Source organism: Conexibacter woesei DSM 14684 (assembly GCF_000025265.1).
GTDB lineage: Bacteria > Actinomycetota > Thermoleophilia > Solirubrobacterales > Solirubrobacteraceae > Conexibacter > Conexibacter woesei.
Map to the genome: position 1 here is coordinate 5,766,170 of NC_013739.1, position 21,555 is coordinate 5,787,724.

At 71.7% G+C, this 21,555-nt stretch carries 19 protein-coding genes and 1 tRNA gene; 8 read left to right on the forward strand and 12 right to left on the reverse strand.

Going from position 1 to position 21,555, the window contains the following annotated elements:
• The 8 genes from CWOE_RS27075 to CWOE_RS27110 form a co-directional block, all read right to left on the reverse strand.
• Positions 1-1,158 (reverse strand): hypothetical protein, encoded by a 1,158-nt coding sequence (locus tag CWOE_RS27075; RefSeq protein ID WP_012936848.1) that lies wholly within the window; start codon positions 1,156-1,158, stop codon positions 1-3.
• A gap of 115 nt (positions 1,159-1,273) precedes the next feature.
• Positions 1,274-2,536, reverse strand: coding sequence for a Fe-S cluster assembly protein SufD (gene sufD, locus CWOE_RS27080; RefSeq protein WP_012936849.1), 1,263 nt, complete (start codon positions 2,534-2,536; stop codon positions 1,274-1,276).
• On the reverse strand, positions 2,529-3,962 hold the full coding sequence (sufB, locus tag CWOE_RS27085; protein WP_012936850.1) for a Fe-S cluster assembly protein SufB: 1,434 nt from the start codon (positions 3,960-3,962) through the stop codon (positions 2,529-2,531). Before sufB ends, sufD begins: the two co-directional genes overlap by 8 nt.
• A gap of 1 nt (position 3,963) precedes the next feature.
• On the reverse strand, positions 3,964-4,320 hold the full coding sequence (locus CWOE_RS27090) for a Rieske (2Fe-2S) protein (RefSeq protein WP_148261185.1): 357 nt from the start codon (positions 4,318-4,320) through the stop codon (positions 3,964-3,966).
• Between the two features lie 73 nt (positions 4,321-4,393).
• The gene (locus CWOE_RS27095; RefSeq protein ID WP_012936852.1) at positions 4,394-4,807 is read right to left on the reverse strand and encodes an iron-sulfur cluster assembly scaffold protein; all 414 of its coding nucleotides are present in this window, start codon (positions 4,805-4,807) and stop codon (positions 4,394-4,396) included.
• A gap of 270 nt (positions 4,808-5,077) precedes the next feature.
• Positions 5,078-6,322, reverse strand: coding sequence for a SufS family cysteine desulfurase (locus CWOE_RS27100; protein ID WP_012936853.1), 1,245 nt, complete (start codon positions 6,320-6,322; stop codon positions 5,078-5,080).
• A gap of 4 nt (positions 6,323-6,326) precedes the next feature.
• A complete protein-coding gene (sufC, locus tag CWOE_RS27105; protein ID WP_012936854.1) occupies positions 6,327-7,100 on the reverse strand; it encodes a Fe-S cluster assembly ATPase SufC in 774 nt (257 codons plus the stop codon).
• Between the two features lie 29 nt (positions 7,101-7,129).
• Complete coding sequence (locus tag CWOE_RS27110; RefSeq protein WP_012936855.1) at positions 7,130-7,603, reverse strand: RrF2 family transcriptional regulator; 474 nt, start codon at positions 7,601-7,603, stop codon at positions 7,130-7,132.
• 82 nt (positions 7,604-7,685) lie between these two features.
• On the opposite strand from CWOE_RS27110, the gene CWOE_RS27115 reads away from it, so the two are divergent.
• From CWOE_RS27115 to CWOE_RS27135, 5 genes are all read left to right on the forward strand, one after another.
• Complete coding sequence (locus CWOE_RS27115) at positions 7,686-8,876, forward strand: ribonuclease D (RefSeq protein ID WP_012936856.1); 1,191 nt, start codon at positions 7,686-7,688, stop codon at positions 8,874-8,876.
• Between the two features lie 107 nt (positions 8,877-8,983).
• Positions 8,984-10,225 (forward strand): polysaccharide deacetylase family protein, encoded by a 1,242-nt coding sequence (locus CWOE_RS31575; protein ID WP_012936857.1) that lies wholly within the window; start codon positions 8,984-8,986, stop codon positions 10,223-10,225.
• Between the two features lie 173 nt (positions 10,226-10,398).
• Positions 10,399-11,052, forward strand: a complete 654-nt coding sequence (locus CWOE_RS31580) for a winged helix-turn-helix transcriptional regulator (RefSeq protein WP_049793428.1) — start codon at positions 10,399-10,401, stop codon at positions 11,050-11,052.
• A 776-nt stretch (positions 11,053-11,828) separates the two neighbouring features.
• Entirely contained in the window at positions 11,829-12,638 is an 810-nt protein-coding gene (locus CWOE_RS27130; protein WP_049793429.1) for an IclR family transcriptional regulator, read from the forward strand.
• A gap of 87 nt (positions 12,639-12,725) precedes the next feature.
• Positions 12,726-14,033, forward strand: a complete 1,308-nt coding sequence (locus CWOE_RS27135; protein ID WP_012936860.1) for an aminotransferase family protein — start codon at positions 12,726-12,728, stop codon at positions 14,031-14,033.
• A gap of 207 nt (positions 14,034-14,240) precedes the next feature.
• On the opposite strand, the gene CWOE_RS27140 is transcribed toward CWOE_RS27135, so the two are convergent.
• The 3 genes from CWOE_RS27140 to CWOE_RS27150 form a co-directional block, all read right to left on the reverse strand.
• Positions 14,241-15,185, reverse strand: coding sequence for a glutathione S-transferase family protein (locus CWOE_RS27140; RefSeq protein ID WP_012936861.1), 945 nt, complete (start codon positions 15,183-15,185; stop codon positions 14,241-14,243).
• Positions 15,186-15,220: 35 nt separating this feature from the next.
• Positions 15,221-16,099, reverse strand: coding sequence for an oxygenase MpaB family protein (locus CWOE_RS27145; RefSeq protein WP_160165572.1), 879 nt, complete (start codon positions 16,097-16,099; stop codon positions 15,221-15,223).
• Positions 16,100-16,171: 72 nt separating this feature from the next.
• Entirely contained in the window at positions 16,172-16,807 is a 636-nt protein-coding gene (locus tag CWOE_RS27150) for a TetR/AcrR family transcriptional regulator (RefSeq protein WP_012936863.1), read from the reverse strand.
• Positions 16,808-16,892: 85 nt separating this feature from the next.
• Here CWOE_RS27150 and recD2 point away from each other — a divergent pair, with 85 nt between their 5' ends.
• Complete coding sequence (gene recD2 / locus CWOE_RS27155) at positions 16,893-19,118, forward strand: SF1B family DNA helicase RecD2 (RefSeq protein WP_012936864.1); 2,226 nt, start codon at positions 16,893-16,895, stop codon at positions 19,116-19,118.
• A 37-nt stretch (positions 19,119-19,155) separates the two neighbouring features.
• The gene (locus CWOE_RS27160; protein ID WP_041731066.1) at positions 19,156-19,707 is read left to right on the forward strand and encodes a hypothetical protein; all 552 of its coding nucleotides are present in this window, start codon (positions 19,156-19,158) and stop codon (positions 19,705-19,707) included.
• Positions 19,708-19,763: 56 nt separating this feature from the next.
• Here CWOE_RS27160 and CWOE_RS27165 read toward each other — a convergent pair.
• Positions 19,764-19,836: transfer RNA gene (locus tag CWOE_RS27165), tRNA-Thr, on the reverse strand.
• Positions 19,837-19,927: 91 nt separating this feature from the next.
• On the opposite strand from CWOE_RS27165, the gene CWOE_RS27170 reads away from it, so the two are divergent.
• Positions 19,928-21,517 (forward strand): glycerol-3-phosphate dehydrogenase/oxidase, encoded by a 1,590-nt coding sequence (locus CWOE_RS27170; protein WP_012936866.1) that lies wholly within the window; start codon positions 19,928-19,930, stop codon positions 21,515-21,517.
• Positions 21,518-21,555 lie beyond the last annotated feature (38 nt).

Consider the following 21,555-nt stretch of genomic DNA (forward strand, 5'->3'; position numbering starts at 1 on the left):
CTACTGGTACCGCTCGGCCAGCACTCTCTGCAGCGAGTTGACGTCGAGCGAGTAGCCCGCCGCGGTGCAGACCGCCGCGGCGCTGCACGAGACGCCGGCGAGCTGACTGCCGAGCGAGCCGGCCGGGACCGGGGTCGAGACGACCGTCCATGTCGTGCCGCTGCGATCCTCGGCCAGCGGCGAGTACGTGAACGCGCCGTCGTACGAGTAGCCGACAGCGGTGCAGACCGTCGTCGAGCTGCACGAGACGCCCGTCAGCGCAGCGCCCGCCGTGCCTCCTGGAGTGAGCGATCTCTGCAGCGACCAGGTGCCGGAGGCGAGCGTCATCGCGACTGTCGAGGCGACGCCTCTGCTGTCGGTCGAGACGCCCACCGCGGTGCACGCTCCGGCCGCCGGGCACGAGACGCCCGAGAGGAAGCTCGCGGCGGCGCCGGCCGGGTTCGGCGTCGACTGGACCGACCACGTGCCGGAACTGAGTCTCAGTGCCAGCGTCGTCCGCGTCCCGATCCCGTCTATCGACGTACCGACGGCCGTGCAGGCCGTCGACGACGTGCACGAGACCGATGACAGGAAGCTCCCGACCGCGCCCGCCGGCAGCGGCGTCGCCCTGATTCTCCAGCTGCCCGACGCCCAGTCCATCGCGAGCGACTGCTGCTGTCCGAGCGCGTCGATGTACGTGCCGACCGCCGTGCAGGTCGTCGCCGACGTGCACGAGACGGACGACAGGTAGCTTCCCTGCGATCCGCCGGGGTTCGGACTGCTCTGCACCGCCCACGCTCTGCCGTTCCAGCGCTCGACGAGCGTCTTCGGGACGCCGCCGTCCTCGTAGTTGCCGACCGCCGTGCACTCGCCCGCCGCCCGGCAGTGGACACCCGCAAGGTCGCTCGCGACGGCACCGGCCGGCGTCGCCGGCGTCTGCAGTCTCCAACTGCTGCCGTCCCAGCCCTCCGCAAGAGCGGTCACCTGACTCGCGTCGTCCCAGCGCCCGACGGCGACGCACTCTCTCGCGCCGGCGCAGGAGACGCCGCCGAAGACGCTCGCCACAGCCGTCGCCGGCTCCGGGGTGCTCTGGATCGACCATGTCGCCGCCGACGCTGCGGACGGCGCGAGCAGCACTGCGGCTGCGAGCACGACGACACAGAGGCTCGATCGCCTCATCTGCTTCCCCCAATCGTTCGTGGGTGCGACCGCAACACGCGGTCGCACCCTCCCCTTGAAACCGGAGCATCATACCGAGCTGAACGCTCGGGTTCAGTTGAGCTTTCGGAGTCGGTCAGTCGCCGAGGATCAGGCCGAGCCGGCGCTCGAGCGCGTCGCCGAGCACCTGACGCACCGGGCCCTCCTCGAAGCGCTCCACAAGCTCGGCGAGGAAGCCCTCGATCACGAGCCGCTTCGCGACGTCCGGGCGCAGCCCGCGCGACTTCAGGTAGAAGAGCTGCTCGGGATCGATCTGGGCGATCGCGGCGGCGTGCGTGCAGCGCACGTCGTTGGCCTGGATCTCCAGGCCGGGGATCGCGTCCGCGTGCGCGCGCTTGGACAGCAGCAGGTTGCGGCTCTCCTGGAACGCGTCGGTCTGCTGCGCGCCGGGGTCGACGATGATGTTGCCGCGCCAGACGGCCTCCGAGCGGCCCTGCAGGACGCCGCGGAAGGCGAGGTCGGACGTCGTGTGCGGCGCTGCGTGCTCCTGCGTCGTGTCGAAGTCGACGTGCTGGCGCTTGTGGCTGGCGTAGGCGCCGGTGACTCTGCCGTCGGCGCCCTTGCCGGCCAGCTTCGTCTCCATCCGCACCTTGCCGCGCGCCGAGCCGAAGCCGAGCGAGACCCAGTCGAGCGCGCCGTCGCGGCCGACCTCGGACCGCTGCGTGCCGAAGATCCAGCTCTTCTCGGACAGGTTCTGCCCGTTCACGAAGCGCAGGTTGGCGTTCTCGCCGACGACCAGCTCGACAACCGTGTTGAGCAGCGTCTCGCGCTCGGCGTCGGCGGACAGGTACTGCTCCCACACCTCCGCCTGGCCGCCGTCCTCGACGACGATCAGCGAGCGCCAGTTGAGCGCGGTGCGATCGGCGTCCTGGACGACCGTGACGAGCACGGGTCGGGGGACGATCGTGCCGCGCGGGACGTGCACGAACAGACCGCCTGCGAAGCCGGCCTCGTTGCGGGCGACGAACGCGTCCTCGCCGGCGACGATCGTGCCGAGGTGGCGCTCGACCAGCTCGGGATGCTCGGCCGCCGCCCGCTCGAGCGTCGTCACGACGACGCCCTCGGGCAGCTCGCCCGAGACCTCGACGGTCGTCGCGTCGACCTGCGTCACGACGATCGGCTGCTCCAGCCCGACGAACAGCGCGTCGGCCCGCGCGACAGCGCCGGCGTCCCCGTCGCCCGCGGCGGCGTACGCCGCCAGGTCGAGCGACGAGATGTCGGTGAACTCCCAGCCCGGTCTGCCCTTGTAGGTCGGGAGGTCGAGCCGCTCGGTCAGACCGGCGGCGCGCGCACGGCGCTCCGCCAGCCAGCTCGGCTGCTCGATCGTCGCACTAGCCAATTGAACCCTCCATCTGCAACTCGATCAGGCGGTTCATCTCGACCGCGTACTCCATCGGCAGCTCCTTCGTGATCGGCTCGATGAAGCCGTTCACGATCAGCTTCGACGCCTCTTCCTCGTTGATCCCGTGCGACTGCAGGTAGAAGACCTGCTCCTCGCCGATCTTCGAGACCGTCGCCTCGTGTCCGACGTCGACGTCGTCCTCGCCGATGCGGATCGTCGGGTAGGTGTCCGAGCGCGAGTCCTCGTCGAGCAGCAGCGCGTCGCAGACGACCTTCGACTTCGACCCGTGGGCGCCCTTGGCGACCTCCAACAGGCCGCGGTAGGAGCCCCGCCCGCCGTCCTTGGAGATCGACTTGGCGAAGATGTTCGAGGTCGTGTTCGGCGCGGCGTGGATGATCTTGCCGCCGGCGTCCTGGTGCTGGCCTCTGCCGGCGAACGCGATCGAGAGGATCTCGCCGTGGGCGCGCTCGCCCATCAGGTAGACGGACGGGTACTTCATCGTCAGCTTCGAGCCGAGGTTGCAGTCGACCCACTCGACCGTCGCGTCGGTCTCGGCGATCGCGCGCTTGGTGACGAGGTTGTAGACGTTCTGCGACCAGTTCTGCACGGTCGTGTAGCGGATGCGCGCGCCGGGCTTGGCGATCAGCTCCACGACGGCGGAGTGCAGCGAGTCAGACGAGTACGTCGGCGCGGTGCAGCCCTCGACGTAGTGCACGTAGGAGCCCTCGTCGGCGATGATCAGCGTCCGCTCGAACTGGCCCATGTTCTCCGTGTTGATGCGGAAGTAGGCCTGCAGCGGCATCTCGACGTGGACGCCCGGCGGCACGTAGACGAACGAGCCGCCCGACCACACGGCGCTGTTGAGCGCGGCGAGCTTGTTGTCGTTCGGCGGGATGATCGTCGCGAAGTACTCGCGCAAGAGGTCCGGATGCTCGCGCAGCGCCGTGTCCATGTCGGTGAAGATGACGCCCTGGTCCTCGAGGTCTCTGTGGACCTGGTGGTAGACGACCTCGGACTCGTACTGCGCGCCGACACCGGCGAGGAATCTGCGCTCCGCCTCCGGGATCCCGAGCCGGTCGAACGTCTTCTTGACGTCCTCGGGGACGTCGTCCCACGAGCGCTCGGAGCGCTCGGAGGCGCGCACGAAGTAGTGGATGTCCTCGAAGTCGAGCTCCGCCAGCATCGGCGAGCCCCATCTCGGCATCCCGTGCGCGAAGAAGTGGTCGAGCGCCTTGAGGCGGAACTCCCGCATCCACTGCGGCTCGTCCTTGAACTCCGAGATCTTCTCGACGATCTCTCTGTTGATGCCCTTGGGCGCCTTGTACAGGTAGTTCTCGGCGTCGTGGAAGCCGAACCGCTCCGTGTAGTCGGCGTTGATCCCCTTGAGCGCTTCCTGTTCGGCGAGCACTTCGGGAGTGGCCATGTCAGTCAACCTCCAGCTTGATCACGTTGTCGTCGATGACCACGGCGAACGTATCCACCGCGACATATGCCGGCAGCGTGAGCGGCGCACCGGTCTTCAGGTCGAAGAGCGACCCGTGGCGAGGGCATTCGATCGTGCACTTCTCGGAGTCCAACAGGCCCTCGACGAGGGGGCCGTCGTCGTGCGAGCAGCGGTCCTCGATCGCGTAGATCGTTCCGGCGCAGTTGAAGACGCCGATCTCGAGATCGTCGGTCTCGACGAGCCGCATCGCTCCAGGGGGCAGCTCTTCGAGTGGACAGACGGTGATCGTTTCCGGCACGGGGGAAGAAGTCCTAGTCAGATGATCGGATTTACACATCCGATTGTAGCGGGGACCCCCGCATCTGCCGCGCGCGGCGCGCACAAGGCGCGAAGCACCTGCTGAGCGGCGCCTACGCCGCTTCGTCGGCGTCGGGCCAGGCGGCGGCGCCGCCGAGCGCCGCGCTCTTGAGCACCTTCAGCGACAGCAGCGCGCACTTCATCCGCGTGGCCGAGATGTCGATCCCGAGCAGCTCGAGGACGAACGACTTGTCGAGCCGCATCAGGTCCTCGACCGGCATGCCCTTGACCTCGTCCGAGCTCATCGAGGCGGCCGCCTGCGAGATCGCGCAGCCGTGGCCGGAGAAGCGGATCTGCTCGACGCGGTTCTCCGCGTCGACGGCGATCTGGACGCGCAGCGTGTCGCCGCAGAGCGGGTTGGAGTCCTCGAACTCGAGGTCGGGGCTGACCAGCTCCTCCTCGGGGGGCGACCAGTTGTGAGGCCGCTTGTAGTGCTCGAGGATGTACTCGCGGTACAGATCGTCCATGGTCGCTAGAGCGTAGCGGGGCGCCGCCGGCGAGCAGGGGGCGCGCCCGGCGCATGCTGCGCCGGGCGCCCCAGAAGAGGCGGCGGGGGGTGTGGTCGCGACACCCCCCGCCGGTTCGCCGCGTGCGAGCCCGCGTCCCCGCGAGCAGGTGGATGGCGGCAGGTCGGATCGATTTCGGGTGCGCTTTCACGCCCCCTCGACCAGACGAGCGTCATACTAGTAGTTCAATGCGCTGAAGTAAAGTGCATAGCTGCAGCGAAGGATTCGCAGCTACAGCTGGAAGATGCGGCGAACCTCGTGCAGCCCGTCGATCAGGGCGTCGACGTCAGCCGTGGTCGTGTGCGCGGCGAAGCTCGCGCGTGTCGTCGCCGGCACCCCGAGCCGCCGCATCAGCGGCTGTGCGCAGTGGTGGCCGGCCCGCACGCAGATCTGCTCGCGGCCGAGCAGCTCCGCGACGTCGTGCGGGTGGACGCCGTCGATCGCGAACGAGACGAGCGCGCCGCGGTGCTCGGCGGCCGGCCCGTAGACCGACAGGCCGGGGACCTCCGTCAGCCGTTCCAGCGCGTAGCGCGTGATCTCGCGCTCGTGCGCGTGAACCGCCGTGACGCCGAGCTCGTCGAGCCACTCGACCGCCGCGCCGAGCGCGGTCGCCTCGACGTACGGCGAGGTGCCCGCCTCGAACTTCCACGGCAGCTCCTTCCACGTCGAGGAGTCGAAGTCGACCGTGCCGATCATGTCGCCGCCGGTCAGGAACGGCTCCATCTCCTCCAGCAGCTCGCGCCGCCCGTGCAGCACGCCGACGCCAGTCGGGCCGTAGACCTTGTGGCCGGTGAAGCCGTAGAAGTCGGCGCCGATCGCCGCGACGTCGACGGGCATCTGCGGGACCGCCTGCGCGCCGTCGACGAGCACGACCGCGCCGGCCGCGTGCGCGCGCCGGACGATCTCCTGCACCGGGTTGACGGTGCCGAGGACGTTGGAGACGTGCGCCACCGCGACGAGCTTCGGCGCGCGTGCGAGCAGCGCGTCGAGCGAGTCGAGGTCGAGCCGCCCGTCGGCGGTCAGCTCGACGTACGCCAGTCTCGCGCCGACCGCCTTCGCCAGCTGCTGCCACGGGACGATGTTCGCGTGGTGCTCCATCGGCGTCAGCACGATCGTGTCGCCGGCGCCGACGTTCGCGCGCCCCCACGAGTACGCGACGAGGTTGATCGCCTCGGTCACGTTCTTCGTGAAGATCGTCTCCGCCGGTCGCGCCCCGACGAAGCGCGCGATCCGCTCGCGCGCCCCCTCGAAGCGCTCCGTCGCCTCCTGCGCGAGCGTGTACACGCCGCGGTGGATGTTCGCGTTGTGCAGGCGGAATGACTGCTCGATCGCCGCGATCACGGCGTCCGGCTTCTGCGCGGTCGCGCCGGAGTCGAGGTAGACGATCCGCTTGCCGCCGATCTCGCGTTGGAGGATCGGGAACTGCGCCGCCACCGCGGCGGCGTCGAACGCTGCGATCGAGGAGGCGGCGGTCATGACGTCACGAGGCCGCGGCGGCGGCCTCGACCTCGTCTCTGATCCAGCCGTAGCCCTTCTCCTCGAGCACGGTGACGAGCTCGGGGCCGCCCTCCTTGACGATCCGGCCCTCGTACATCACGTGCACGTGGCTGGGCTGCACGAGGTGGAGGATGCGCTGGTAGTGGGTGATGATCAGCACGCCCATGTGGTCGCCCGCGACGGCGTTCACGCCGTTGGAGACGACGCGCAGGGCGTCGATGTCGAGACCGGAGTCGGTCTCGTCGAGGATCGCCAGCTCGGGTCTCTGGAGCGCGAGCTGGAGGATCTCCATGCGCTTCTTCTCACCGCCGGAGAAGCCCTCGTTCAGATACCGGCTGGAGAACTGTCTCGGCACCTCGGTCAGCTTCATCGCCGCCTCGACCGTCGTGCGGAAGTCCTTCAGCGAGATCGGCTCCTCGCCGCGCGACTCGCGGTGCGCGTTGATCACCGTGCGGAGGTACTTCGTGACGGTCACGCCCGGCACCGCGACTGGGTACTGGAACGCCATGAACAGCCCGGCGCGCGCACGCTCGTCCGTGTCCGCCTCCGTGATGTCCTCGCCCTTGAAGATGATCTGGCCATCGGTCACGTCGAGGTTCGGGTGACCCATCACGACGTTCGCCAGCGTCGACTTGCCGGACCCGTTCGGGCCCATCAGGGCGTGGATCTCGCCCTTGCCGATCGAGAGGTCGAGACCCTTGAGGATCTCCTTCTCGCCGACGCGGACGTGGAGGTTGCGGATTTCGAGCTCGGCCATGGTCTCCGGGTTTCGGGTGGGGGATTCGTTCAGGAGGCTTCGACGGCGACGCGTCTGCTGCTCTCGCCGCGCGAGAACTCCACCAGCTCGGCGAGCGTGGTGGTCTGCAGCGAGCGGATGACGCCGCCCTGGACGCGCATCCACAGCAGCTTCGTGGCGCAGTGCTGATCCGCGTCGCCGTGGTCGACGTGCGAGCACAGCACGCGTTCGGTGTGCTCGTTGACGAAGCACTCCATCGGCGCGATCGCGCCCTCGAGCGCGAGCACGACCTCGTCCATCGTGATCTCCTCAGCGGGGCGCGCGAGCCAATAGCCGCCGTGCGCGCCGCGCGCGCTTCTGACGAGCTCCGCCTTCTTCAGCCGCGCCACGACCTGCTCCAGGTACGCGAGCGGCAGCTGCTCGGCGGCGGCGATCGCCTTCAAGCTGATCGGCTGCTCCGCCCCCTGGCGGCCCAGCTCGACCATCAGGCGCACACCGTACTCCGCCTTGGAAGAGAAGATCATGAGGGAAATCCTACCAGCGGGGTCGGTGTTCGCCGGCGCCGCACCACGACGGCTGACCGCCCGCTCGTTCATAGTGCCCGACGTGCCACACGCATCTGTTCCCACGCTCTCCGGCGACGACGAGATCGCCCGCGTCGCCGAGCTGGCGAGAGCGGCCGGCCGCCTCGGCATCGACACCGAGTTCATGTCGGAGGGCCGCTACCGCGCGCTGCTCTGCCTCGTCCAGGTCGCCGTCGACGACGCCGACGCGCCGAACGGCGTCCGCATCGCGCTGTTCGACCCGTTCGACAAGCTCGACTTCGCGCCGCTCGCCGCGGTCCTCGCCGATCCTGAGATCGAGATCGTCCTGCACGCCGCGCGACAGGACGTCGCGATCATGCGCCGCGCCTGGAGAACGGACGTGCGCGAGGTCTTCGACACGCAGGTCGCGGCCGGCTTCGCCGGCTACGGCGCGCAGACCGGCTACGGCAACCTGCTCGGCGCCGCGCTCGGCCAGCGCGTCGGCAAGACCGCCAGCTACACGCGCTGGGACGCGCGCCCGCTGACCGAGGAGCAGCTCTCCTACGCCGCCGAGGACGTGCTCCACCTGCTGCAGCTGAGCGACGCGCTGCACGACAAGCTGAGCGCGCACGGCCGTCTCCAGTGGGCTCAGGAGGAGTGCCGCCGGATGGACGAGGCGACCGACGAGCGCGACCCCGAGACGGCGTACGAGCGCCTCCCCCGCTCCGGCCAGCTCGACCCCAGAGCCCGCGCCGTCGCGCGCGAGGTGGCGGCGTGGCGCGAGCGGACGGCGCAGCAGGAGGACAAGCCGGTCGGGACGATCCTGCCCGACCCGGCGCTCGTCGAGATCGCCAAGCGCAAGCCGTCGAGCCCGCGCGAGCTGGAGCAGATCCGCGGTCTGCACGGCGGCCACCTGCGCCGCCGCGGCCAGGCGATCGTCGAGGCGGTCGAGCGCGGGCGTGCGGCCGAGCCGATCGCGCGCGAAGCGCGCCGGCCTGGCGGCGAGCAGGGCGACGCACCGCTGATCGCGCTGGTCGAGGCGGTCATCCGGACGCGCGCGATCGAGGCGGAGCTGGCGTACGAGCTGGTCGCCTCGCGCGCCGATCTGGAGCAGATCGTGATCGCGGCGCGGCGCGGCGACCCGCAGCCGAGCGTGCGCGCGCTGAGCGGCTGGCGGCGCGAGCTGGTCGGGGAGGAGATCGCGGAGCTGCTCGCCGGCCGGCGAGCGGTGACGATCTCCCACGGCAAGCTCGACGTGACGCCCTCCGTCTGACACCCACCGCCTGACGGCGGCGCACCCGGGCGGCGCGCCGTGCGCGCGACGTAACAGTTTCATTGCAGAGGAGGCGTTCCGCGCCGGAATCCGTATGGTCCTGCGCCATGCTCAGCCGGATCCTCCAGCTCGCGGTCCTTGCCGTGGTGACGCTCGCTTTCTCGCCACTCGTCGCGTCGGCCCAGGCGCCGGGCGGAGGCCGCGGCGGAGGCGGAGGCGCCGCGCCCGGCGGAGGCGAAGCGCCGACGCAGCCCGAGACGACCGCGCCGACGCCGCTGAGGCTCGACGCGGCGTCGCTGAAGCAGGCCGGCGACGGTCTGGAGCTGAGCTTCTCGACGACCGAGCGCTGGTCGCCGGCGTCGCTGCGCAACGGCAGACGGTCGCTGTGCCTGCGGCTCGTCTTCGAGACGACGTCGGTCAACTCGCGTGACGTCTGCGTGCGACGCAGAGGCGCGACGACGACGCTGACGCTGGCGCGCGTGCTGCGCTCCGGCGGCCACGGCCCGCTGCACGCGCTCGACGCGCGCGTGCGCAAGCCCAGTCCGCGCTCGCTGACCGCGCGCCTCTCGCTCGCCAAGATCGGGATCGCGGCCGGCTCCTCCGTCCGCTGGCGCGTGATCTCGTCGACCGACGGCTGCGACCTCGCCGGCGGCGGCAACTGCTTCCAGGCGCGCCCGCAGGACGGCGCCGTACTGTCGCTGGCCACGCCCCAGCCGATCGGCTGCATCCCGGCCGGCCCTGCCTACGTCACGAACGGCTCGCGCGCGAGGAAGCAGGTCGCGCTGACGTTCGACGACGGCCCGTCGGCGCTGACGCCGAACTTCCTCGACGTGCTCAGAAGCAAGGGCGTGAAGGGCACTTTCTTCATGATCGGCCAGCAGGTCGCGCCGAACGCGAGCCTCGTGCGACGGATGCTCGCCGAGGGCCACGAGCTGGCCGACCACACGTGGAGCCACCCGAACGTCTCGGCCGGCGGCTCGTTCGCCTCCGGCCAGATCACGTCCACCGCGGGCGCGATCCAGGCCGCCAGCGGCTTCCGGCCCTGCTCCTTCCGCGCGCCCGGCGGCGCGGTCAGCCCGGCGCTGACCGGCCTCGCGCGCGGGCTCGGCTTCACGACCGTGCAGTGGGACGTCGACCCGCTCGACTGGAAGACGCCCGGCAGCGACGCGATCTACTCGCGGATCGTCGGCCGCACGCGCAACGGCTCGATCGTGCTGATGCACGACGGCGGCGGACCCCGCTCGCAGACGCTCGCCGCGCTGCCGCGGATCATCGACACGTTGAGAGCGCGCGGCTACCGCTTCGTGACGGTCGCTGACATGCTCGGCGCCACGTTCACGTATCGCTAGCGCTCACCGCGCCTCCATGTTGTGGGATTTTGGTATGTTCCAGGCGACCTGGGAACACTCGTGTTCCGGGGTCGCCGCAGGCGCCATGAGCTAGTCGTCACTACGGAGGCCGCTCCGTGTGGCCGGTGTGGCCGAGGGGGCCGTGCAACCGGGGGGAGCGGTGGGGGAACGGCATGCCGCGAAGGGAGTTCGGGGAGAAGCCACGACGCCAGTGGGCGCCAGACGCGCGTGCGCTGAACGTCGTCGGCGACCGCTGGCTGATGGTCATCGTGCGCGACCTCGCGGCTGGCCCGCTGCGACTCGACGAGCTGCGTCGCTGGCTGCCCGGCGTCTCAGCCGGCGCGCTCGAGGCGCGCCTGGCCAAGATGGCCGACGAGGACCTTCTCGTACGGCGCCGCTTCCGCTCGCTGCCGCCGCGCGTCGACCTCGAGCTGACCGAGCGTGGGCGCTCGCTGCTGCCGGTGATCGGCGAGATCGCGCGATGGGAGCTGCGGACCCACTGGTCGCGCCCGCGCGAGGACGAATGGGTCGACGTCGCCGCCTGCTTCCGGCTCGCGCCGTTCCTCAGCGAGCCCGGCGCCGTGCACGACGGCGAGCTGGCGCTGACGATCCGTGACGGCGAGCACGAGGAGCACTACGCGTTCGTGCGCTCGCGCGGACGCGCGAAGGTCGAGCACCGCGAGGCGCCCGGCGCCGCGACGCGGATGAGCGGGACGCAGGACGACTGGGTCCACGCGCTCAGCCCCGACGGCGGCGCCAACGGTCTGCGGATCGAAGGCGAGCCCGCCGCCGCGACCGCGTTCCTGGGGCTGTTCGCGACGAGCTGAGCGGACCCGTAGCAGTGCGAAGCACAAGGTGTTCGGCGACCACTGCGTCCCCCACGCAGTGGCCGCCGAAGCCGTGGGCCGATTCGAGGCGGCCCTACGGGCGTACGGCCGGCGCCGGTCGCCTGCGCCTGACGGAGGTCCCGGGGTAGAAGACGCCGCGCGCGTGCGAGGGCGCGACGGCTCCGGGTCCACGTCTCGACAGGCCGGGCGCACACGGGTGCGCCGCCGTACGCTGCCGCCGAGGGGTCGCCGCGTCACCAGATGGTGACGCGTGGGCGTCGCCTCGTCCGCTCGCCCCGTGCAGAAGGACGTCGGCGGCGGGCGAACACCCGCGCGGGTGCTCGGTCGGCAGGTTTGTTCCGGGTTCCGAACTCATATTCATTAACCTTCGGAAAACCGAAGAACTCAAGAAACTTGATGATCTTGCAGCGTCGCCTGCCGCGCAGGCGCGGCCCCCTCGACACGAAATCGCCGTGGCTGCGGCCTTTCGCGCTCCGCACGCTAACGCCCCTGGACGGCCACGTCAACCGATTAATTACGTCCAGGGGGGCGAATTCGAGCCGGACCGGCCGAGATCCCCGGCGCGACCATTGTTCGCGTTCCTGACGAACGAATCCGCAGCTTTCCGATCTGTCGGGCCGCGATCGGGATCCGCCGTCCTGGCACGTCGGCACGACGCGCGCCCGCTCGCCGCGCGCGCTCTGGTACGGTCGATGTTTCCGCATCCCGGAAACGAGGTTGAGGCAATACCCAGGCAGGCGAAGAGTCCCGCGATCGTGCAGTCCGTCGCGCGTGGCTTCGACCTTCTCGAAGCCGTCGCCTCCGCTGACGAGATCGGGCTCGTGGAGCTGGCGCACCGCACGGGCCTGCAGCCGAGCACCACGCATCGGCTGCTCGCGACGCTGATCGCGTGCGGCTACGTGGTCCAGAACCCGCAGACGAGCCGCTATCGCCTCAGTCACAAGGTCGTCGAGCTGGCCGGCGGGCAGGAGCACCGCATGCAGCGGCTGCGCACGGCCGTCCGCCCGCACCTGCTGATGATCCGCGACGCGACCGACGAAACGACCAACCTCTGCGTGCTCGACCGCTTCACGATCGTCTACGTCGACCAGGCCGAGAGCAGCCGCACCGTCCGGATGTTCACCGAGCGCGGCCGGCGCGCGCCCGCGCACGCGTGCGCGGCCGGGAAGGCGATGCTGGCGTTCCAGTCCTCCGACGTGCTCGCGGACTTGCGCGACCGCGCGCCGTTCCCGTCGCTGACGCCGCACACGATCACCGACGCGGGCGAGCTCGAGGTCGAGCTGCGCCGTGCGCACTCGCGCGGCTACGCGATCGACCGCGAGGAGTACGAGGACGGCGTCCTCTGCATCGCGGCGCCCGTCTTCGGCTCCAACGGCGAGGTGCTCGCCGCCGCGAGCGTCTCGGGGCCGGCCGCGCGGATGCTGCGGCAGGATCTCTCAGAGCTGGGAGAGCTTGTGCGCGGCCGCATGCTGGACGTCTCGCGCGAGCTCGGCTACGAGCCGACGACGGACACCGGCACCCCGGCCGGCGGCGCGGGCGCCTCGCCCGCCACGGCCTCCGCGTAGACCGCCCTCCAACCTGCACAAGGCTGCCGCGCGACGTTGGACCTGCGGCGTCTTGTCGCGGTGCGGCCGCGTTGCGACAGTCATCTCATGACCTCTTCCGATCGCTCGGGTGCCGCGGTCGCGGACACGCGGCTCTGGCATCCCTTCTCCGACATGTCCGCGGTGCGCCGCGGCGAGTTCGTCCTCACGCGCGGCGAGGGCATCTGGGTCTACGACGACCAGGGCCGCCGCTACCTCGACGGGACCGCAAGCCTCTGGTACGCCAACGTCGGCCACGGCCGCAAGGAGATCGCGGCGGCGGTGCAGGAGCAGATGGGCAAGCTGGAGGCGTACTCGGCGTTCGGCGACTTCACGACCGAGCCCGCGCAGGCGCTGGCCGCGCGGATCGCCGGGCTCGCGCCCGTCGCCGACGCGCGCGTCTTCTTCACGACTGGCGGCGGCGAGGCGCTCGACTCCGCCGCGAAGATCGCGCGGCGCTACTGGTCGGCGAAGGGCCACCCCGAGCGCGTGCACCTGATCGGCCGCACCGGCGGCTACCACGGCACCAACGGCTACGGCACGAGCATCGGCGGGATCGAGGCCAACCGCGCCGGCTTCGGACCGCTGATGAGCCAGGTCTCCTCGGTCCAGTGGGACTCGCTCACGGCGCTGGAGCAGGAGATCCTCGCGGTCGGACCGCAGAAGGTCGCGGCCGTCTTCGCCGAGCCGGTGATCGGCGCCGGCGGCGTGCTGCCGCCGCCGGAGGGCTACCTCGAGGGCGTGCAGGCGATCTGCGAGGAGCACGGCATCCTCTTCGTCGCCGACGAGGTGATCTGCGCGTTTGGCCGGCTCGGCCACTGGTTCGGCTCCGAGCGCTTCGGCCTCGCGCCGGACATGATCACGTTCGCGAAGGGCGTCACCAGCGGCTACCTGCCGCTCGGCGGCGTCGTCGCGTCGGGCCGCGTCGCGGAGCCGTTCTGGGACGAGGCCGGCAACATGCTGCGCCACGGCGCGACGTACTCGGCGCACGCGACCTGCTGCGTCGCGGGCAGCGCGAACCTCGACCTGCTGGCGCAGGACGACGTCGTGAGCCGTGCGCTGGAGCTGGAGTCCGTCCTGCTGGACGCGCTCAAGCCGCTGGCCGAGCAGTCGATCGTGCACGAGGTGCGCGGCGGTGTCGGTCTGCTGGCGGCGGTCGAGTTCACGCCCGAGGCGCTGGCCGCGGGCGCGCCGGGCAAGGTCTTCGAGCGGGCCCGCGAGCGCGGCGTCATCGTGCGCGCGCTCGGCCAGGGCGTGGCGGTCTCTCCGCCGCTCACGATCGAGCGCGACGAGATCGCGTTCCTCGCGACCGCGATCGGCGAGGCGATCGAGGAGGTCGGTCAGACGAGCGTGAACGCGCCAGCGACCAAGGTTTAGTAAGGAATCCCTCACCGCTGAGAAAGCGTTTTTCCTCGAAACGCGCGACACTGTGGGCAGCTTCTGCGGCGAGCGTCGTCGCAGTCGAGGGATTTCAAAGCGTGACGGCTTCTCCCCCGAGGTCGTCACGGGCCACGCCGCCCCGCGTGGCTCCCCGGCCGGTCGCGCTCCCCCTGGCGCGGCCGGCCACCTTTTTCTCCGGGAGCGTCAGCGGATCCGGTCGCGCCCGTGCGGGCGGTCGAGGTCGAGCTCGGGGCCCTTCGGCACGATCCGCGTCGGGTTGAGCTGGGGGTGCGTCATGTAGTAGTGGCGCTTGATGTGGTCGAAGTCGACCGTCGCCGCGATCCCGGGCTGCTGGTAGAGGTTGCGCAGGTAGCCGGAGAGGTGCGCGTAGTCGTCGATCCGCCGCAGGTTGCACTTGAAGTGGCCGACGTAGACCGCGTCGAAGCGGACGAGCGTCACGAACAGGCGCCAGTCGGCCTCGGTGATCTGCTCGCCGAGCAGGAAGCGACGGGTCGACAGCCGCTCGTCGAGCCAGTCGAGCGTCGCGAACAGCGCGTCGAACGCGCGCTCGTACGCCCGCTGCGTCGTCGCGAAGCCGGCGCGGTAGACGCCGTTGTTGACCGTCTCGTAGACGCGCTCGTTGATCGCGTCGATCTCGTCGCGCAACGCCTCGGGGTAGAGGTCGACCGTCTTGTCGCCCCACTCGTCCCACGCCGAGTTGAGCATCCGCACGATCTCGGCGCTCTCGTTGTTGACGATCCGGCCGGTCTCCTTGTCCCACAGGACGGGCACCGTCACGCGGCCGTCGAACTCCGGATCGCTGCGGGTGTACGCCTCCGACAGGTAGCGGAAGCCGTTGACCGGGTCGGGCTCCTCCTCGGTGAAGCGCCAGCCCTCCTCGTCGCGCACCGGGTCGACGACCGTCACGCCGATGACGTCCCGCAGCCCCTTCAGCTGCCGCCAGATCAACGTCCGTGACGCCCACGGGCAGGCGAGCGAGACGTACAGGTGGTAGCGGCCCGGCGCGGCGGGGTACCCGCTGGAGCCGTCGGCGGTGACCCACTCGCGGAAGCGGCTCTGCTGCCGGACGAATGCTCCGCTGCTGTCGGACTCTCTCGGGAACTGCGCTGCGCTCGGCGATGCGGTCATCGGCGGTCTCCAAAGTCGTTGCGTGTGCAACGAGTCTAGCCGGCCACGCCCGCGCGCCGTTCCCGCCGCCATGCGCGCCGTGCCCGCGGCATGTAGCGCAGGTCGTGCGGGACGAGGCGGAAGGACGCTCTCACGACGCGTGCGAGCAGACGCAGCCGTCGCTCGTCGCGCGCGGTCCACGCGAGCCCGAGCCGCTCGCGGGCCAGAGGCGGGAGCGTGCCCGCCGCGACCCACATCGAGCCGCCCATCACAAGCGGGCGCAGCGCCCGCCACAGCGGCCGCGGGATCCACTCGTACGGCCGCGGGATGTCGCGCCGCCGCGCAGGGTCCAGCGACCAGCGCACCGGCTCGCTCTGCGCCAGCACGTCCGCGAGCGTCCGGTCCCAGTAGCGGCGGAACGACGCATAGTCGGGCGGGACCGGGCGCATCGTCAGGCCGTACTGGGCGTACCAGGCGATCGACTCGTCGTAGAGCCGCTCCTGCTCGCCGGCGGTCAGCGGTACGCCGAACAGCTCGCGGATGACGATCTGCGACTCGAAGAAGGTCGCGTGCGCCCAGTAGTAGACGTCGGGCTGGAGCGCGTGGTAGCGGGCACCATGGGCGTCGCGGCCCTTGATCTCGCGGTGGAAGTCGCGCACGGTCGCGCCGGTCGCGGGCGCCTGCGCGCCGTCGTAGACGACGCCGAGGATCGGCTCGATCGAGCGCAACAGGCGGTTCCAAGGGTTCGAGTCGTAGTCGGAGTGCTGCTCGACGCCGGCCGCGATCGCCGGGTGCATGTTCTGGAGGATGCCGGCGCGACCGACCATCAGCAGCGCGCGCAGGTCGCCGAACAGCTCCCACGTCAGCGAGTCCGGGCCAAGTGGGGCGGGACGGATGTCGTCACCGGCCCGCTCGGTCGCCCTTGCTGGCTCCACGTCCGTCTGCGTGAGTGACATCATGCGTTGTCAGAGTAGGACTGACAACGCGGCGTGTCAAAAGCGAACCGGTCAGGCGGTGCGCGAGCTGACCGGCGCCGCGCCGAGGATCAAGCCGACGACGTGTGCGACGAGCCGCTCGCGCGTGACGGGCAGCGTCCCGTCGAGCCAGCCGACGAAGAGGTGGGCGAGCGCGCCGACGAGCGCGACCGAGGTCAGCTGCGCGTCGACCTCGTCGGGCCCGTCGTCGCCGAACGCGGCGTGGATCTGCTCGACCAGCAGCGCGGCGAAGCTCGGCATCAGGTCGATGCCGCTTCTCGTCAGCGCCTCGTCGGCGAACGCCTCGGTCAGCAGCACGCGGCCGCGGCGCGGGTCGTCCTGCAGCAGGTCGACGAACGCCTCGACCGCGGCGGTCGCGCGCGTGAGCGGGTCGGCCGGCACCGCCGTCACCGCCGCTGCCAGTGCCTCGCGCGCTTCGTCCGCGGCGCGCGCGTGGACGGCGACGATCAGCGCGTCGCGGTCGGCGAAGCTCTCATAGAAGTAGCGCTCGGTCAGCTGTGCCGCGCGACAGACGCCGCGGACCGTGACGCTCGACGCGCCGCGCGTGCCGAGCAGCTCGTAGCCGGCGTCGAGCAGCTGCGCGCGCCGCGTCGCGCGCCGGTCCTCCAGCGTCCGGCCTCCCCACGTCCGCTCTGTGTCTGCGGCCACGCGCCCATCTTCTCAGGCACGCCGACGGAGAGACGCGCGTCGCGTGGGCTCATGCGACGCGAACGAGCGACTACGCTGGCTGCCGATGGCTCCGCAGCTCGCCACCTGGCCGCCCGCCGACGGCGCCGCGTTCGCCGGCGAGGTCGTCGTCAAGGGCCAGCGCTTCGCGAACGAGGAGAGCGGCTTCGCCGTCCTCGACGGCGAATGGGACGGCGAGCGGATCGCGCTCGTCGGGCCGCTCGTCCACTTGGAGCAGGGTGAGCGTGCCGCCGTCGCCGGCACGTGGGTGATCGACCCGCGCTACGGCCCGCAGGTGAGAGTCCGCGAGGCGCATCCCGTCGCGCTCGCGGACGACGCCGCCGTGCTCGCCTACCTGCGCAGAGTCCGCCACGTCGGCCCGCGCCGCGCGGCCGCGCTCCAGCAGGCGTTCGGCGCCGAGGTGCTGAACGCGATCGACGAGGACCCGCGCGGCGCCTTCACGCGCGCAGGGCTCACGCCCCAGCGTGCCACCGAGGCGACGCGCTCGTGGGACGCGCTGCGCGCGACGCGCGGACTGCACCTGCTGCTGGCGCCGCACGGGCTCGCCCATCTCGCGAGCAGGATCCACCAGCACTACGGCGACCGCGCCCACCGCGTCGTGCGCGAGCGGCCGTACGACCTGACGAGCGTCTTCGGGGTCGGCTTCGTCACCGCCGACGCGATCGCGCACGGCCTCGGCGCGCCGCTGGAGAGCCCGGCGCGCACGCGCGCGGCGATCCTGCACGCGCTCGGCGAGGGCGAGCGGGACGGCTCCACCTGCCAGCCGGCGGCCGCGCTGCTGCTGCGCACGCGCGAGCTGCTGAGCGCGCAGGCGCCGCCCCCGGCGGCGTTCCTCGCCGAGCTGGAGGAGGGCGGCGACGTCGAGACCGAGCAGGACGACGAGGCGGTGTGGGTCTATCGCGCCGAGACGGCGCGACTGGAGCGCGAGCTGGCCGAACGCGTGACGGCACTGCTCGACGGCGACGGCTCGGACAAGCTGAGCGACCCGGTCGAGCCGCCCGACGCGGGTGCCGACGGCGTCGAGCTGACCGCTGAGCAGTGGGCGGGCGTGCGCGGCGCGTTCGTCCACCGGCTGTCGGTCGTCACGGGCGGGCCGGGCACCGGCAAGACGGCGAGCATCCGCATGATCGGCCAGATCGCGCGCGACCAGCGAGCGCGCACGATGCTCGTCGCGCCGACCGGACGCGCCGCGCTGCGGATGACCGAGGCGACGGGGCTCGACGCCTCGACCGTCCACTCGGCGCTCGGATGGATCCCCGGCGAAGGCCCCGTGCACGACGAGGACACGCCGCTGAGATGCGACCTCGTGATCGTCGACGAGACGTCGATGGCGAACCTCGAGCTGCTCGTGACGCTGCTGCGCGCGATCGGCCCGGGGACGCACGTCGTGCTCGTCGGCGACGCCGATCAGCTCGCGCCCGTCGGCGCCGGCAAGCCGTTCGCCGAGCTGGTCGCCTCCGGACGGGTGCCGACCGCGCGGCTGCAGCACATCTTCCGCCAGGCGGCCGGTTCGATGATCGTCCAGGGCGCGCACGCGATCCGCGTCGGCAACCCGCCGTCGTTCGTGCGCGCGGAGGAGATGCGCCATGACCTCTTCTTCATCGCGCGGCCGGATCCGGTGGCGGCACGCGAGGAGATCGTCTCGCTCGTGAGCGAGCGGCTGCCGCAGCACTACGGCGTCGACCCGAACGCCGACATCCAGGTGTTCGCGCCGATCTACCGCGGCGAGCTGGGGATCGACGCGCTCAACAGATCGCTGCGGGCGGCGCTCAACCCGGCGGGGCGCGAGATCGGCAACGGCCGCCTGCGGGTCGGCGACAAGCTGATGCTCGTCGGCCGCAACCTGCACGAGCTGGGCGTGATGAACGGGACGCTGCTGCGGCTGCTGGACGAAGTCGGGGGCGGATCGTCGGAGGACGAGGACGCCAGAGACGCGAGAGGCGCGAGAGAGGCCGGGGGCGTGCTCGTCGGCGTCGACGGCGGCGCGGTCGTTCAGATCCCCGCGACCGAGGTCGGCCAGCTGCAGCTCGCCTACGCCTGCTCGGTCCACCGCGGGCAGGGGATCGAGCTGCCGATCGCGATCGTCGTCGCGCACCCGGCGGCGGGTGGCCGCTTCCTGCGCCGCGAGATGCTCTACACCGCGATCACCCGCTCGACCGTCGCGACGGTGATCGTCGGCACGCCGGACATGGTCGCCCGCGCTGCGCGCACGACCGACGCCGGCCGCCGCCACAGCCGCCTCGCGCAGCGCCTCGACGCCCTCCACGCATGAGCGTGCGTCCTCCGGCCGGCCGCGTACGATGCGGCGCATGTCCGACGCGCCCCTGAACGATCTGAGCGCCGCCGCCGAGCGATTCGCCACGGTCGACGACACCGCCCCTGTCTCCGCTCCCAGCGCCGTCGAGCGCGCGCTCCCGCCCGTCCTCGGCACGCTTCTCGGCGGTCTCCTGCTCGCTGCGCTCGGCGGGCTGACGGGCGTGCTGTCGCTCGGCTTCGCAGCAGTCGCCGCCGGCCTCGTCGTCGGCGGCGGCGCGGCGTACGGGCTGATCCAGCTCGCCGAGCAGGCGCGGCGGCGAGAGAGCGCCGCTGCCGCGAGCCGCCAGCGCGAGCGTGCGGCGCGCCATGCCGCCGGCAGCGAGCTGGTCGAGGCGATCGGCGGCGCGCTCGCGCACGTCGACAGGCTCGACGCCGAGCGCGCCCGCCTGCACGGCAAGGTCGACAGACTCGAACGCCAGCTGACGGCCAAGGAGCGCAAGATCGCCAGACTGCAGGCGTTCGACGCCGAGCGCCGCACGCTCGAGCCGGCCCCGGCCGATGACCCGATGGCCGGTCAGCTGACGTTCGACGCGGTCAGCGAGTAGGCGGTCGGCAACACCCCAGAACGACAAAGCCCCGTCATCACGGGGCTTTCCTAGAGAGCCGACGAGCGGATTCGAACCGCTGACCCCTTCATTACGAGTGAAGTGCTCTACCAGCTGAGCTACGTCGGCAAGGTCCCTGGCGCAGCGACCGCCGGGGCGAACATCGTAGCCGACGAACCGAGGCGGCGGGGTCGACGGCAATGTTACAGTTGGACTTGTGATGTCACTTCGTCGCAGAGAGGTGCCGGAGGCACGGGGGTCGGACTCGCTGAACGAGGCGCGGCGGGCGGCTGAGCTGGAGGCGCTCGCGGGCGGCGGGGAGGCGGTCGACGTGCTCGTCGTCGGCGGCGGGATCACCGGCGCGTGGGTGGCGCTCGACGCCGCGAGCCGGGGGCTCGACGTCGCGCTCGTCGAGCAGGCCGACCTCGCGAACGGCACGAGCCGCTGGAGCAGCAAGCTCGCGCACGGCGGGCTGCGCTACCTCGCGCACCTCGACTTCGCGCTCGCGTGGGAGTCGGCGGCGGAGCGCGCGGTGCTGATGGACGTCAGCGCCCCGCACCTCGTGCGCGCGCTGCCGCTGCTGATCCCGCTCGGCGACCACGTCGGGCGCGCCGCCGGAACGAAGCTGGAGACCGGCATCCGCATCGGCGACCGGCTGCGCGCCGCCGCCGGCACCAGCCGCCGCCGTCTGCCGCCGATGCGGCGGATCTCGACCGAGGAGGCCCGTCGCCTCGCGCCCGCCGTCGACGAGCGCGGGATGCGCGGCGCGATCCTCCACTGGGACGGCCAGATCGAGGACGACGCGCGGCTCGTGCTCGCGGTCGCCCGCACCGCCGCCGCGCACGGCGCGCGGATCCTCACGTACACGCGCGTCGAGCAGCTCTGCGCCGATGGCGCGATCGCGGTCGACGAGCGCAGCGGCGCGCGCGTCGAGATCACGGCCCGCCACGTCGTCAACGCTGCGGGCGTGTGGGCCGGCGGGCTGACCGGCGGCGTCGCGCTCCGCCCCAGCAAGGGCGCCCATCTGCTCGTCCGCTCCGAACGCCTCGGCGAGCCGCGCGCCGGCGTCAGCGCGCCGCTGCCTGACAGCGACGGCTCGCGCTTCGTCTTCGCGATCCCGCGCCCCGACGGGCTCGTCCTGATCGGCCTGACCGACGAGCCCTACGACCCCGACGGGCCGATCCCCGCCGCTCCTCCGGTCGACGGCGCAGAGGAGCGCACGATGCTCGAAACGGTCAGCCGCGTGCTCGAGCGGCCGCTCACCTCTGCCGACGTCGTCGGCCGCTACGCCGGCCTGCGGCCGCTGCTCGCCGCCGCGGACGACGATGCGACCGCCGACCTCTCGCGCCGCCACGCCGTGCTCGACCACGACGGCGTCGTGACCGTCGTCGGCGGCAAGCTCACGACCGCCCGCCGGATGGCGCAGGACGCCGTCGACCGCGTCGTCGAGCTGGCCGGCGACACGCTCGCCGCCGGCCCGTGCGTGACCCGTCGCCTGCCGCTCGTCGGCGCCGTGCCACCCGCCGAGGCGCCCGCCGCGGGCGAGCTGCCGCCGCCGCTGGTGCGCCGCTACGGCGCCGAGGCCGCGCGCGTCGCCGCGCTCGCGCAGCGGCCCGAGGACCTTGCGCCGATCGCGCCGGACGTGCCCGTCTCTCGCGCCGAGCTGCGCTTCGCCGTCGAGCACGAGCTGGCGCTCACGCCTGCCGACCTGCTCGACCGCCGCACCCGCCTCGGGCTCGTCCCCGAGCGGCGCGACGCGGCGCTCGCGGCTGCCGAAGAGGCGTTTGGGACAGCCCGCACCGGGAAGTAACTCCGGCGGGGACCGGAGCGCTACGGACGGCGCGCCAA